The sequence below is a fragment of the Rhodococcus sp. P14 genome (genome assembly GCF_000256505.1).
Classification (GTDB): domain Bacteria; phylum Actinomycetota; class Actinomycetes; order Mycobacteriales; family Mycobacteriaceae; genus Rhodococcus; species Rhodococcus ruber.
In genome coordinates, this window is sequence record NZ_AJFC01000260.1 from 15,634 (window position 1) to 30,360 (window position 14,727).

Annotated in this window: 10 protein-coding genes; 8 read left to right on the plus strand and 2 right to left on the minus strand. The window is 71.3% G+C overall.

Translation table 11 applies throughout. From position 1 onward, the window contains the following. Positions 1-115 precede the first annotated feature (115 nt). The 8 genes from OEY_RS0118440 to OEY_RS0118480 all read left to right on the plus strand — a co-directional run bounded on the left by OEY_RS0118440 (position 116) and on the right by OEY_RS0118480 (position 13,390). On the plus strand, positions 116-817 hold the full coding sequence (locus OEY_RS0118440) for a GAF and ANTAR domain-containing protein (RefSeq protein WP_010595300.1): 702 nt from the start codon (positions 116-118) through the stop codon (positions 815-817). Positions 818-990: 173 nt separating this feature from the next. Further along, positions 991-1,431 (plus strand): DUF4383 domain-containing protein, encoded by a 441-nt coding sequence (locus OEY_RS0118445; RefSeq protein WP_010595301.1) that lies wholly within the window; start codon positions 991-993, stop codon positions 1,429-1,431. Positions 1,432-1,825: 394 nt separating this feature from the next. Beyond that, positions 1,826-3,613, plus strand: a complete 1,788-nt coding sequence (locus OEY_RS0118455) for an ABC transporter ATP-binding protein/permease (RefSeq protein ID WP_010595302.1) — start codon at positions 1,826-1,828, stop codon at positions 3,611-3,613. A 171-nt stretch (positions 3,614-3,784) separates the two neighbouring features. Next, positions 3,785-8,356, plus strand: coding sequence for a cation-translocating P-type ATPase (locus OEY_RS0118460; protein ID WP_237713760.1), 4,572 nt, complete (start codon positions 3,785-3,787; stop codon positions 8,354-8,356). A 606-nt stretch (positions 8,357-8,962) separates the two neighbouring features. After that, positions 8,963-10,312, plus strand: a complete 1,350-nt coding sequence (locus OEY_RS0118465) for an MFS transporter (protein ID WP_010595304.1) — start codon at positions 8,963-8,965, stop codon at positions 10,310-10,312. A 28-nt stretch (positions 10,313-10,340) separates the two neighbouring features. Continuing rightward, on the plus strand, positions 10,341-11,102 hold the full coding sequence (locus OEY_RS0118470) for an IclR family transcriptional regulator (RefSeq protein ID WP_029540102.1): 762 nt from the start codon (positions 10,341-10,343) through the stop codon (positions 11,100-11,102). 99 nt (positions 11,103-11,201) lie between these two features. Next, positions 11,202-12,161 carry a PDR/VanB family oxidoreductase gene (locus tag OEY_RS0118475; RefSeq protein WP_029540103.1) on the plus strand — a complete coding sequence of 320 codons (960 nt, stop codon included), beginning with the start codon at positions 11,202-11,204 and terminating at the stop codon, positions 12,159-12,161. A 23-nt stretch (positions 12,162-12,184) separates the two neighbouring features. Beyond that, on the plus strand, positions 12,185-13,390 hold the full coding sequence (locus tag OEY_RS0118480; RefSeq protein WP_010595307.1) for a cytochrome P450: 1,206 nt from the start codon (positions 12,185-12,187) through the stop codon (positions 13,388-13,390). Between the two features lie 157 nt (positions 13,391-13,547). Here OEY_RS0118480 and OEY_RS31395 read toward each other — a convergent pair whose 3' ends face one another. Together OEY_RS31395 and OEY_RS0118490 are read right to left on the minus strand one after the other, a co-directional pair. After that, positions 13,548-13,679 carry a hypothetical protein gene (locus OEY_RS31395; protein WP_017681335.1) on the minus strand — a complete coding sequence of 44 codons (132 nt, stop codon included), beginning with the start codon at positions 13,677-13,679 and terminating at the stop codon, positions 13,548-13,550. Between the two features lie 151 nt (positions 13,680-13,830). Next, a complete protein-coding gene (locus tag OEY_RS0118490; protein ID WP_010595308.1) occupies positions 13,831-14,613 on the minus strand; it encodes a hypothetical protein in 783 nt (260 codons plus the stop codon). Between the last annotated feature and the right edge of the window lie 114 nt (positions 14,614-14,727).

A 14,727-nucleotide genomic window follows, 5' to 3' on the forward strand; every position in this document is an offset into this window, starting at 1 on the left:
CCCCGACCGCCCGGCCGGGTGCATGCTGGGGAGTGCAACGACCGACGAGGATGCAGTCGTGGACGGGGACATGGCCGGGAACAACCCTCTGTGTGGGCGAGTCGGAGAGATCGCCGTGGCGCTACGGAGGCTGTCCGACTCGCTCGACGAGGGCGACGAGCTGCCCGAACTCCTGCGGCGGCTCGTCGGCAACGTCGTGAAGATCGTGCCCGACGCCGGGAGCGCAGGGGTGACGGTGGTACGGGACGGTCGGCTCGAGACCGAGGTCTGCAGCAATCCGCTGGTCTACGAACTCGACCACGCGCAGTTCCTCGCCGGTGCAGGGCTGTGCCTCGACGCGGCGCGGAGCGGCCGGGTGGTCCGCGCGGACCGCGCGGAGACGCGGCGACGCTGGCCGGAATTCGCGGAGCGCGCGGAACAGTTCGGGACGGCGAGCTCACTGGCCGCCCCCCTGCGGATCGACGAGGAGACAGCCGGCTCGTTCAACCTCTACAGCGAGCACGACCACGGATTCGACTCGCTGGACGAGACGCTGGTGGAGGTGTTCACGACGGCTGTGGAAACCGCGCTGCGGCAGGCCCGACGCGGTGCCCGCGCCCGGGCGGAGATCGCGCAACTCGGTCGCGCCCTGCGGTCGCGTCCGACGATCGACCGCGCGGTCGGGATCGTCATGGCCGCTCGCGGACTGACCGCCGAGGAGGCCTTCGCCGTGCTGGTGCGGCAGTCGCAGCACGAGAACGTCAAGCTGCGCGACATCGCGGCCCGCCTCGTCGCCCGGCCCGTCCCCACCGGTCGGCCCCCACGCCCGGGGCCGTGACCGGGCGGGGCCCACCCGGTGAGGTGCGGCCCGCCGCCGATTCGGGAAAAACCCCGAAAGCGAGGTTTCGCCGGTGTGCCCGGAGGTATCACTCCGACAGCCGCAGCCGATCCGGCTCCGGTCACGTGTTCGAACGAAAGGAGCCGGCCATGGCCGAGCACGCAGGACGAACTATGACCCGGACACCGGTGCAGACAGCCGCCCTCGCTGTCGGCGTGGTGTTCCTCCTCGTCGGCATTCTCGGGTTCATTCCCGGAATCACGACCAACTACGACACCATGACGTTCGCCGGACACGAGTCCGAGGCCCTCCTGCTCGGGATCTTCGAAGTCTCGATCCTCCACAACATCGTGCATCTGCTCTTCGGCGTGGCGGGCGTCGCGATGGCCCGCACGGTGGGTGCCGCCCGGTCCTACCTCATCGGCGGCGGCATCATCTACCTGGTGCTGTGGCTCTACGGCCTGATCATCGACAAGGACAGCTCGGCCAACTTCGTGCCGGTCAACTCCGCCGACGACTGGCTGCACTTCGTTCTCGGGGTGGGCATGATCGCCCTCGGCTACCTCCTCCCCCGCCGGACCACGACGCACCGCGCCGTGCCCGGTACCCGCTGACCGTCACCCCTCGACCGCCGGTCCTCGCCGCTCGCGGCGAGGACCGGCCGCGTTTCGCACCACCCCGCCGACGGACACGCGGCGATCGGCCTCGACCGCGGCGCGCCTGCCGAGCGGCGTTCACCTCCGCGGCCCGCTCCGGCGACGCTGGACCACCACGTAGACGACCACTCCGACCAGAATGAGAATTCCCAGAATTTCCATGACCGTCGGATACCCGCCGTGCCCGAGGTGAAGCAGCACGGTCCGGAGCCGCAGCGAAACTCGTGGCGAGGACCGCGCGGTCGGTCGCGTCGCAGTGGTCGACCGCCGAATCGGCGTCGCGCACCCGGAACGGGGGCCACAATCGTCCGCATGGATCGCGCGATGGCGCGGCAGACGGGAGTGGCGACCGATGGAGTGGGGAAATGTACTCGTCGACAGCGCCTGGTGGACGCTGAAGGCGTATGTGATCACAGCGGTGGTGTTCGTCGTCGTGGTGGCGCTGCTCGCACGGGCAACCCACTGGGGGCGGCAGTGGTGGCGCATCGCGCAGCCCTACTTCGATCCCCGCCGTGGCCTCGGCCCGCTCGGACTCGTGGCCCTGGTTCTGCTGTTCACCGTCTTCGCGGTGCGGGTCAACGTGCTGTTCTCGTACTGGTACAACGACTTCTACACCGCGATCCAGAATCTCGACGAGGCGGCGTTCTGGCGGTTCATGCGGGTGTTCGCCGTGCTCGCCACCATTCACGTGGCGCGCAGCCTCGTCGCGTACCTGCTCGGCCAGACCCTCGACATCCACTGGCGCACCCACCTGAACAACCGGCTCGTCGACACCTGGCTCGACACCGGCGCGTTCTACCGGGACCGGTTCGTCGATCCGCCCGTGGACAACCCCGACCAGCGCATCCAGGTCGACGTCACCGATTTCGTCACCACCACCCGCATCCTGTCGATGGGAGCGGTCACCGCGGTGCTGTCCATCGTCAGCTTCACCGGCATCCTGTGGGACCTGTCGGGCCCGATCACCGTCTTCGGCACCGAGATCCCCCGTGCCATGGTGTTCCTGGTCTATCTCTACGTGCTGGTCACCACCGCGGTGGCGTTCTGGATCGGCCGGCCGCTGATCCGCCTGAACTTCCTCAACGAGAAGCTCGGCGCCACCTACCGCTACGCCCTGGTCCGCGTCCGCGAGTACGGCGAGAACATCGCCTTCTACCGTGGGGAGGGTGTCGAGCGGGGTGGCCTGCTGAGCCGATTCGCCGCGGTGATCCGCAACTGGTGGCGGATCGTGTTCCGGATCCTGAAGTTCGACGGCTTCAACCTGACCGTCAACCAGATCGCGGTGATCTTCCCGTTCCTCATCCAGGGGCCGCGACTGTTCGCCGGACAGATCACCCTCGGCGACGTGATGCAGACCGGCAACGCCTTCGGCCAGGTCCACGAATCGCTGTCCTTCTTCCGCGAGTCCTACGACGACTTCGCCGCGTTCCGGGCCACCACCATCCGGCTCAACGGATTGCTCGACGCCACCGAGCAGGCGGCGAAGCTGCCCGTCCTCGTCGCGACCGAGCAGGGCGACACACTCGACATGCACGGTCTCGACGTCCGGACCCCGTCCGGCCGTCCCCTCGTGACCGGCCTCGACATCGACATCCCGCCCGGCGAGGCCCTGCTCGTGCGCGGCGCTTCCGGCAGCGGCAAGACGACGTTGCTGCGCTCCCTCGCCGGGCTCTGGCCGTACGCACACGGCCGGATCGCGCGTCCGATCGGCGACGCGCTGTTCCTGTCCCAGGATCCCTACGTGCCGCTCGGGACGCTGCGCGAAGCCCTGTCCTACCCTCGTCCGCCGATGCCCGACGACGCGCAACTCGGCGAGGTGCTCGACCGCGTGCACCTCGGGCACCTGACCGAACGTCTCGACGACGACACCGACTGGGCGCGCGTGCTCTCGCCCGGGGAGCAGCAGCGCCTCGGCTTCGCACGAGTCCTGCTGGCCCGGCCGCGCACGGTGTTCCTCGACGAGGCCACCGGCGCCGTGGACGAAGGGCTCGAACACGCGCTCTATCGCACCCTCCGCGAGGCCCTGCCGGACAGCGTCATCGTCAGCGTCGGGCACCGCAGCACCCTCGACACGTTCCACGACCGGGTCCTCGAACTGCAGGGGGAGGGACGCTGGACGGTCACCGAGAGCGTCCGCTGAGACCCGGCCGCCCGGCGAATCTGCCCGACTCGGGTCCACACCGCGCGGCGACCGAACTACGCTGAAGGATCGGTGACCTCGATGCCGGCGACGGCCGACGGGAACGGCCGGCAGTGGCACCGGTGCCCGGTCCCGGGCCGGAATGCGCGTGCGCCAGCCGAGGAGGACACCATGCACCACGGAACTTCCCGCCGGCGGCGCCCGCATCGGTCGGTCACCACCCTGATGTCCCTTCCCGGATCCGCGCTGCGGGGCGGCGTCCGGGTCGCGGCCGCCGGTGCCGGCGTCGCCCTCGACGCCGCCGTCGTCGGCGCCGCCACGGCGGCAGGCGTCGGGACGGCGTTGCTCCGTGCCCCCGTCGCCGCGGTCGCCGCGCCGGCCCCCGCGGCGATCCTCCATCTCGTCGCCGACGTCGCCCGGGAAGCGGGCAGCGGACGCCCCGCCCGGCGCTGCGCGGCGAACGGTGCCCGAACCTGGATCGAAGTCCGGGGCCTCGACGGCCCGGACGGCGCGGCGCTCGGCGACCGGGTCCTCGCCGCGATCCGGGCCACCCCGGGCGTGGCCACGGCCGAACTGCACCGCCCCTGGTGCCGCCTCGTGGTGTCCACGGACCCGGACGGACCTACGGACCGCGCCCTACGGCGCATCGTCGAGCGCGTCGAAACCGACTGTGTTGCAACCGAACACTGTGTCCCAACCGACGACTCCGCCGCCACCGAACACCCCGCCGCCCCGCCCGGGCTGCCCGGCGACGACGTCCTGCTCGTCCGGCGGGGCGTGTCCGCGGCCACCGCCGTCACCGGGCTGGTACTGACCGCGACGGGACGCCGTCTGCGCCTGCCGCGCCTGCCCGGCGCCGCAGCCGCCCCGGTGCTCGTGTCGGACTATCACCCCCGCATCCGCGCCCTCGTCGAATCCGCACTGGGGACCGGCAGGGCGGACCTGCTGCTGGCCGCCGGGACCACCGTGCTGCACACCCTGACCCTCGCACCGGCGTCGGCCGCCGTCGAAGTCGTCACCCGGACCGTCCTCGTGGGCGAGACACTGGCGATGCGGCGCGCCTGGCGCGACTTCGAACCGGAACTCGCCGCTCACGCGGCCGTGGCCCACTGCCCACATCGTCCGGCCCGTCCCACCGAACCGGCGGCCGGAGTGGTCGAGCGCTACACCGACCGCGCCGGCTGGGCCGGACTCGCCGGCGCGGCAGCGGCCGGGATGCTGACCGGCAAACCCGCCACCGCCGGCACCGCGGCGCTCGTCGCCGTCCCCAAGGCCATCCGCACCGCGCGGGAATCCTTCGCCGCCACCCTCGCCCGCGGGCTCGCCGCCCGCGGAGTGCTGACTCTGCGCCCGGACGTGCTGCGCCGTCTCGACCAGGTCGACGCGCTCGTCGTCGACCCCCGCGCCCTATACACCTCCGCCCTCACGGTGACGCGACTGAACGGCGTCCCCGACCGCGACCGCAGCGCGGTGTGGGACCGGGCTCGGGCGGCGGTCGACCGTGGCATCGTGACCGCCGGCCGGCACCCCGTCTCCGCCGTGCCGGACGCGCCCGGGCACCTTCCCGCCGACGCACAGGTACTGATCGGACCGGTCCACGACCGCTACGCCTCCGCCGTGCTCGCCGCCGCCCGACGCGCGGGGATCGCCGTGGTCTCCGCGGAGGACGAGGCGATGGGATCACTGCGGAACGGCTTCGACCGTCTCGAACCCGTCGCCGAGTCGATGGACACGACCCTGTTCGACGTCGTCGACAAGCTGCAACGCGACGGCTGCACCGTCGCGGTCCTCACCGTCGAGGCAGCGCAGGCTCTCGGTCTGGCCGACGTGGGCCTCGGTGTCCTCCGCGACGGGCACCGCCCACCCTGGTCGGCGGACGTGATGATTCGCGATCTGACCGGCGCGTGGCGGATCCTGCACGCGCTCCCGGCCGCGCGGACCGCAAGCCGGCGCGGCGTGGAGATCGCCCGCGACGCGTCCGCCCTCGGGACGTTGCTCATGGTGCCCGGCGTGCCCGGCAGCGGTCCGGAGTCGGTCACCGCCGGCGCCGCGGCCGGGTTGTGGGCCGGAACGTCGGCGGCCCGCGCCGCGCTGGCCGCGCCGCTGCCGCAACCACGTTCGGCCCACGACTGGCATGCCCTTCCGGTGGACGAGGTCTGCGCGCTCCTCCCCGCACCGGGCGACCTGCTCACGCCCGCAGCGGACTCCGGGTGGCGAGCGCGGACCCGGATGCGCGTGGTGCGGGGCGTCCGGCGGGTCGGTGTCCGTCCGCTCGGATCCGCGGCCGACTTCACCCGGGCCGTGCGCACCGAACTGGCGGACCCGCTGACGCCGGTCCTCGCCACGGGCTCCGCGGCGAGCGCGGTGCTCGGATCGCCGCTCGATGCCGTACTCGTCGGATCCGTACTGCTGCTCAACGCCGCGCTTTCGGCCGCCCAGCGTCTGCGCGCCGAACGTCTTCTGAAAAGGCTTCTGGCGGTGCAAGACCCACCTGCCCGCCGCGTCGTCGGCCCGCGCGGGGACCGGCGGTACGTCGGGGTCCCCGCGGCCGGGCTGCGCCCCGGACACGTCGTCGAGGTCCGTCCGGGCGAGGTCGTGCCCGCGGACGGGCGCATCGTCCACGCCGACGGGGTCGAGGTCGACGAGTCGGCCCTGACCGGGGAGTCGCTTCCGGTCGCCAAGCAGAGTGAATCGACGCCGGGGGCGCCGCTGGCCGAACGCGCCTGCATGCTCTACGCGGGCACCACCGTGCTCACCGGCACCGCGGTGACGATCGTGACGGCGGTGGGAGGGGCCACCGAGGCCCGTCGCGCCACCGCGATGGCGCCCGCACAGGTCCGGGAAGTGGGGCTGCAGGCACGCCTGAGCACCCTCACCCGCCGCGCGCTGCCCGTCAGCCTCGGCGGCGGCGTACTCGTTGCCGCACTGGGGTTGCTGCGCGGCACCGGAATCCGCGCGGCAGTGACCAGCGGTGTGGCGGTCACCGTCGCGGCCGTGCCGGAAGGGCTGACCCTCGTAGCCACCCTCGCTCAGGTCGCATCCGCCCGCCGGCTCACCAAGCGCTCGACCCTCGTGCGCGCACCCCGCTCGATCGAGGCCCTCAGCCGTGTCGACGTCGTCTGCTTCGACAAGACGGGCACACTCAGCGAGAACCGTCTGCGAGTCGTCACGGTCGAAGCCGCCCCCGGCTTCACCCGGCAGGACGTGCTGGCCTACGCCGCCCGCACCGGCATCCCGGCGAACGGGGGAGCGCCCGAGCACGCCACCGACGTCGCGATCGTCGAGTCCGCGCATGCCGCCGCCGTCGCGGACCGGGCCGCCGAACGGACCGCCCACCTGCCGTTCCGGTCCGGCCGGGCCTACGCTGCCGCGATCGCCGGAAACCACCTGGCGGTCAAGGGCGCCCCGGAGACGATGCTCGGTGCCTACGGTGACGACAGCCCCGAACTCCGGGAGCGGGTGCACGCCCTGGCCGCCGAGGGCCTACGGGTGATCGCGGTGGGGCAGCGTGACCTGAACCACTCCGAAACCGATTGGGCGACGGACGATCCCGATGCCCTCGCGGAACTGTGCGGGAACGGGCTGCGGCACGTCGGGCTGATCGGATTGTCCGACACACCGCGGGCCGACGCGGCCGGATTGCTGCCCGCGCTGCTCGAGCAGGGCGTCGCCGTCCGGCTCGTCACCGGCGACCACCCGGTGACCGCCGTCGCGATCGCCGCCGAACTGGGCCTGCCCGTCGGCACGGATCAGGTACTCAGTGGTGCGGAATGGGACGGGCTCTCGCACACCGAACGAAAGCACGCCGTGGAGCAGTGCCTCGTCTTCGCGCGGATGTCCCCCGAGCACAAGGTGCAGATCGTGCAAACCCTCGAACACGCCGGACACGTGTGCGCCATGGTCGGCGACGGCGCCAACGACGCCGCCGCGATCCGCGCCGCGAGCGTCGGAATCGGCGTGGCTTCCCACGGCAGCGACCCCGCGCGCGGCGCGGCCGACGTCGTGCTGCTCGAGGGGCGCGTCGCGGGTCTGCTCGACGCGCTCGACGAGGGCCGCGTGCTGTGGCAGCGGGTCCAGGCCGCCGTGGCGGTCCTGCTCGGCGGCAACGCGGGTGAGGTCGCGTTCGCGCTACTCGGCAGCCTGGTCACCGGCCGCTCCCCGCTCAATGCCCGGCAGCTGCTGCTGGTGAACATGCTCACCGACGCGCTCCCGGCAGCGGCCCTGGCCGTCAGTACCCCCCGCATCGACGGCTCCGGTCCCGCGCCGCGGCCCGACGAGTCCGCGCTCCTGCACACCGTGGCCGTCCGCGGCGCCACTACCGCGGCCGCGGCCACCGCGGCCTGGGCCATGGCACGGATGACGGGCTCGAACGCGCGTGCATCGACGGTGGCGCTCGTCGCGCTCGTGGGCGCTCAGCTCGGGCAGACCCTGCTCGACTCGCGCAGCCCCCTCGTCGTCGGCACCGTCCTCGGCTCGCTCGCCGTGATGGCCGCACTGATCAGCACGCCGGGGGTGAGCGGACTGCTGGGCTGCGTGCCGATCGGCCCGGTGGGGTGGACCCAGGCACTCGGGTGCGCGGGAGCAGCCACCGTGCTCGCCGCCGTCGCCTCGACCGCCGCGCAACGGCTACCGGCGATCGGCGCGGTGGTGACGTCGGTGCTTGCGCCGCGAGAACCCGGAGACGCTTCCGAGACCCCGGCAGCCACGGACCCTCGGGTCGCGCCGGCAGGGGGAGAGAAGTAGTCGCGAGGCCGGCCGACGCGCTCGCCGTGCGTACCACGCGGGGCGCCGAGTTCACCGCCGGACCCCCGGGCCGTCCATCCGTCGACCTACATGTTCGCCCGCCGGCCTGGTACACCGTCGACACCCGACCCGGCCGGACCCCACGCCGAGGGGAGTCCGTGCATGGATCTCGAGGCGCGCTGATCGATGCTCGGTGGCCACACCGTGCCCTGGGCACCCCGTCCACACCGTGCCCTGGGCACCCCGTCCACACCGTGCCCTGGGCACCCCGTCCACACCGTGCCCTGGGCACCCCGTCCACACCGTGCCCTGGGCACCCCGTCCACACCGTGCCCTGGGCACCCCGTCCACACCGTGCCCTGGGCACCCCGTCCACACAGCGCCCTGGGCACCCGGCGACATGCCGATGAGGTCGACGCCGCTCGATCCGGCCCGTGGGCAATGGCCTCGAACACAAAGGGCCGGCACTGAGACGTGCCGCACATGATTTCCTATCAACCATTGAGAGTTCCGTAGCGACGCCGCATCCGAGCCGGTGATGCTTCTTGTCGCTCCGCGGGCACTGTTCCCCGGTGCCCGGCATCCCTCCAACGCAAGGAGATTCGCGTGGAACTCGATCTGCGCCACCGTATCGCCACCGGCCCCATGAGTCGGTTCCAGTGGACAGCGGTCGCACTGTGTGTAGCGCTGAACGTGCTCGACGGTTTCGACGTCCTCGTCATGGCCTTCACCTCCCAATCCGTCTCGCAGGAGTGGGGCATCTCAGGATCGGTCCTGGGTCTGCTGCTCAGTGCGGGCTTGTTCGGAATGGCGATCGGTTCGATCGCCCTCGCGCCGTGGGCGGATCGTGTGGGTCGCCGGACCATGATCCTCGTCTGCCTGACTCTGTCGTCCACCGGCATGCTGATCTCGGCGGTGAGCCAGAACGCCGGCCAACTCGGCGCGCTGCGCGTGCTCACCGGTATCGGCATCGGTGGAATCCTGGCCAGCAGCAATGTCATCTCCAGTGAGTTCGCGTCGAATCGCTTTCGCGGCCTGGCCGTGACCCTCAACTCCACCGGCTACGCGGTCGGGGCGACACTCGGGGGCGTGGTGGCCGTGGTCCTGCAGAGTTCGTCCGGTTGGCGTTCGGTATTCCTCTTCGGCGGTGTGTGCACCGCGGCCCTGATCCCGCTCGTCTGGTTCCGGCTGCCGGAGTCCCTCGACTTCCTGTTCGCCCGCCGCCCGGCGAACGCACTCGAGCGCATCAATTCGTTCGCAGTCCGCGCGGGCCACTCGCCGGTGAGCGCGCTGCCCCCGGCCCCTGCCACTGCCGATGCCCGGAAGCGCGGTGTCGGACCGACCGCCCTGCTCGTCCCGGGACAGCGTCGGAACACCCTGTTGATCTGGGGTGCCTTCTTCCTGACGATGTTCGGTTTCTACTTCGTGACGAGTTGGACGCCGAAGCTGCTGGTGGAGGCCGGGATGTCCGCGACGCAGGGGATCACCGGCGGTGTGCTGCTCAATCTGGGCGGCATCTTCGGCACCGCCCTCCTCGGCGTGCTGACAGTCCGGTTCCGCCTCGGACGCGTCCTGGTCGGATACCTGGTCGCGTCGGCGATCCTGCTCGCCGTATTCGTGCCTGCCATGGGGACCGTCGCGGTGGGCTTCGTCCTCGGTGCAGCGATCGGCGTCGTCGTGAACGGCTGCATCGGCGGGCTCTACGCGCTGACCCCGGCCGTGTACTCGCCTTCCCTGCGCGCTACCGGCATGGGCTGGGGCATCGGCGTCGGACGCATCGGCGCGATCATGTCACCGATCGTCGCGGGTGGGTTCCTCGACGCCGGATGGACCGCGACCCAGCTGTACCTGCTTGTCGCCGTCGCTTTCCTGGGTGCAGGGGTGGTGGTCTCCGTTGTTCGTGTCACGGCGCGAAGCGGCGTGACTACCGTCGAGGGTGAACTCACCATCGTGTGAGTCCGGGCGGCCGTGGAGAGGAGTGGGCGTGGCGCGAGTTCCCACGGGAGAGTCTGTGCTTGCCCGCGCGGCACGCGTCATCGAGGCGTTCGGCATCGACGATTCCACGCTGACGGTCTCCGAGATCGCCCGGCGCGCAGGCCTGCACGTCGCCACCGCCTCCCGGCTGATCGAGGAACTCGTCCGGTGCGGATGGCTCGAACGTGACGGTCGTCGAGTGCGGGTCGGGGTGCGCCTGTGGGAGGTGGCTTCACGGTCGTCACCCACGGTGAGCCTGCGGGAGGCGGCGCGTCCGTTCATGGAGGACCTGCACGCGGTGGTCGACCAGCACACCCAGCTGGCGGTCCGGGAGGGCACCGAGGTGCTGTTCCTGGAACGACTCACCGCGCGCGGGGCAGCCGTCAACTTCACGCGCGTCGCCGGTCGGCTACCACTGCACGCCTCCTCGTCCGGGCTCGTGCTGCTCGCGCACAGTCCGGTCGAGGTGCAGGACGAGGTGATGAACGCGCCGATGCGCGCCTTCACCGAGCACACCATCCACACCCCCCGGGATCTGCGTGCTGCGCTGGCGCAGATCCGCAGACAGGGATACGCGCTCTGCGCGGGCCACCTCCACCCCGACACCACCGGCGTGGCGGTCCCCGTCCGCGGGGCGTCCGAGGAGGTCGTCGCCGCACTGGGGTTGATCGTGCCGAACGACCCCTCCGCTTACGCGCAGATCCCGGCACTGCAGGCCGCCGCTCGAGGCATATCCCGAGTGATCTCCCACCCGACGCCGCCGAGCCGGTAACCCGCCGCACACATTTTCTCTCAATGATCGAGAAACGTCTGGTGTGAACTTCACGGTCCGGACCATCCTCGATCCGACGACGAGACAGAGGAGTTTGTCGTGTCCGATCACATTGCCGCCACGGAGTCGGCTGTGCGAGTCATTGCGAAAGAGTCTGCGGCACAGGGTGTTACTGCCCTGACGCTCGCCCATCCCGACGGTAGGCGCCTGCCGGACTGGGCGCCGGGTGCGCACATCGACCTGATGCTGCCCAACGGACTCACCCGCCAGTACTCGCTGTGCGGCGACCGCTGGGACGCCCACACCTACCGCGTCGCCGTGCTACGCGAGCCGCACGGCCGCGGGGGGTCGGTGTACATCCACGATCACTTGGCCGTCGGCGATCTCGTCGGTATCGGCGGTCCCCGCAACAATTTCCGGATGGTGCCCTCGTCGCGGTACCTGTTCCTCGCCGGCGGCATCGGCATCACCCCACTGCTGCCGATGATCCGGCAAGCAGACTCGATCGCCGCCGACTGGCACCTCCTCTACGGCGGCCGTACCCGTGACACGATGGCATTCGGCGACGAACTCGCGCGGTACGGCGAGCGGGTCTCCCTCGTCCCCCAGGACCAGAAGGGTCGACTCGACCTCGACGTCGCCACCGAAGCCGCGGCGGCCGGCGCGAAGGTGTACGCGTGCGGTCCGGTACCGCTGCTCGATGCGCTCACGACCCGCGCCACGTCCTGGCCGAAGGGCGCGTTGCGGCTCGAACGCTTCGTCCCTCGGGAGCAGCCGGCCCCGGTCCGCAACAGCCCCTTCGACATCGAACTGGCCAGGTCGGGCCGCACGATCTCCGTCACGCCGCAGCAGAGCGTGCTCGACGCGCTGCGGGCAGCCGGTGTGGGCGTGCTCTCGTCGTGTCGCGAAGGCACCTGCGGAACTTGTGAGACCACGGTCCTGGCCGGAGAGCCCGACCACCGCGACTCCGTACTCGACGACGGCGAACGAGCGGCCGTGGACTGCATGCTCGTCTGCGTTTCGCGATCGTGCTCCGACCGCCTGGTACTCGACCTCTGACCACCTCACCAAGGGATCTCGCCATGACAACTCTCGCACCGACCGGAACACCGATCAGCGACGCCGACCCGTTCGACCTCGATGTTCTCGACAACCCCCTACCGTTCCAGGAGGAACTTCGCGAGGCCGGGCCCGTCGTCCGCCTCGACCGTCTCGGCGTGTTCGGCATGGGTCGTTACGAGCAGGTGCACGCCGCCCTCACCGACTGGCAGTCGTTCCAGTCCGCCGCGGGTGTCGGACTGAGCAACTTCCGTTACGAGAAGCCCTGGCGGCCACCGAGCCTGCTGCTCGAGGCGGACCCGCCGCACCACGACGCCCCCCGTGCGCTCCTCACCCGCATCCTCGGTCCCCGCGCGCTGCGCACGCTCCGGAACGCCTGGATCGACGACGCCGAGGATCTGGTCGACGAGATCCTGACCCGAGGAACCGAACTCGATGCCGTCACCGACCTGGCCGCGGCGTTCCCGCTGCGGGTGTTCCCGGACGCCGTCGGTATACCCGACGCCGGGCGGGAGAATCTGCTGCCGTACGGGGACCACACCTTCAATGCCTTCGGCCCCGCCAACAGCCTGGTCGACCGGGGTATCTCGCGGATCCGAGATCTGTCGGCCTGGGTCAACGCCCAGTGCGTGCGCGACGTCCTGACCGAGGGCGGTTTCGGAGCGCAGATCTGGGCCGCGGCGGATCGCGGTGACATCACCCACGACCAGGCACCCCTGATTGTTCGGTCGCTCCTCACCGCAGGGGTCGACACGACCGTCAACGGGCTGGCTGCCGTACTGTACGCGTTCGCTACCCACCCCGAGCAATGGCGAGCGGTGCGGGCGAATCCGTCGCTGGCGCGGACCGCGTTCGACGAGGCGGTGCGCTGGGAGTCGCCCGTGCAGACCTTCTTCCGCACCGCCACCCGCGACATCGAGATCGGCGGCACCGTCATCCCCGACGGCCACAAGGTTCTGCTGTTCCTCGGCGCGGCCAACCGTGACCCCCGACGCTGGGAGCGGCCCGACGCGTTCGACCTCGCGCGCGACCCGTCCGGTCACGTCGGGTTCGGGATGGGCATCCACCAGTGTGTCGGCCAGCACGTCGCGCGTCTCGAATCGGAGGCGCTACTCACGGCGCTGGCCACACGGGTCGAGTCGATCGAGGTCGACGGTCCGGTGCACCGGCACCTGAACAACACCCTCCGCTCGTGGCGGTCGGTGCCGATCCGCGTCCGACTCGCGTGAGCGACGAGGCACAGAGACACCGTGACCCGCGAGTTCGATCGGCCGACCACCGACACCCGGCGGCTCACCGAGTGACCCTTCGGGTTCGGCCTGACACGCCGAGCCGGGCGGTTGTCACCGACGCCGGCGGCGTCAGTTGTCACCGACGCCGCCGGTGTCAGTCGTCGACGACGACCACCACACCGGCGCGCATCAGCACGGCGTACAGCTCGCACAGCGGGGGAGTGAGCAGCCGGACCACGGCGCCGACCACCGCATCCGGGCCCACTGCGACCATCGGGTTCGACATGCCTCGACCGTAGGGACGCCGGATGAACCGAAGTTGACGAACGAGGAAAGAACGGTCGACGAATCGTCCGCGCGGGGGACCTCGCCGGACGACGGCGCGGACACGGAGACGACGTCCGCGGCGACGACGTCCGCGGCGACGACTCGCCTCGTCACGGGGTGCACACGAGGGTGAATCCGGCGCCGATGCCGCCCCGGGCGTCGAGGTCCTCGACGATCCGGTCGGCCCGCTGGTAGACCGCGAAGCGCACATCGTCGGGGCGGTAGCCGACGGCGAGGCCGAGCCACTCGCCGGTGTCGGTGCGGACCAGTGGACCACCGGAGTCGCCCTGTTGCATCACGAGCCACGAATTGAGCGAGTTCGGGTTCACCAGCACGTCCCGGGTGCCGGCGACGTCCAGGGCGTCGACGAGGGGCAACGGCCCGCATGCGATCCCGGTCGTGTGCCCGGCCGCGCAGTGCCGGCCGATGTCCTGGTCACCGTCCGGCAGCGAGCCGATCGACTCGAGCGCCACGACCTCGCCGTCGGCGTCCGGGGCCGACGTGTTCGACCCGCGCACCCTGGTCTCGTCGAGCAGGATCACCGCGTAGTCCGGCACCGCGTCGGTCGGCACCCCGAGGGGGTCCACCGAGCCGGGGCTGTAGACGGACGTCTCGGTGCCGATCGGTCCGTGGCCCTGCTCGCCGACCTTCCACACCTCGCCGGCGCCGTTCTGCCAGCAGTGTCCGGCGGTGACGGCGACGAGGCGGCCCTCCCGGTCGTGACCGACCGCGCCGACCGAGCACCAACCCGGCGCGGGATCGGCGCTGGTGAAGGTGATTCCGTCGCCGGGGCGCAGCACGATCCGCTCGTCCGGTACGTGCGCGGCCGCACCCGGCGCCGGGGCGAGCAGCACGGCCGCACACGCCGTCACGAGGAGCAGGGCGCGTCTCATGCCTTCTCCCATCTCCATTCGTGGACCGCGAGATCGGGGGGCGGTGGGGATTGCGGCCACGGACGCTTCACCGAAGTCGGCACGTTACCAGCGTTTCCGCGGGGAGGCGCCCCG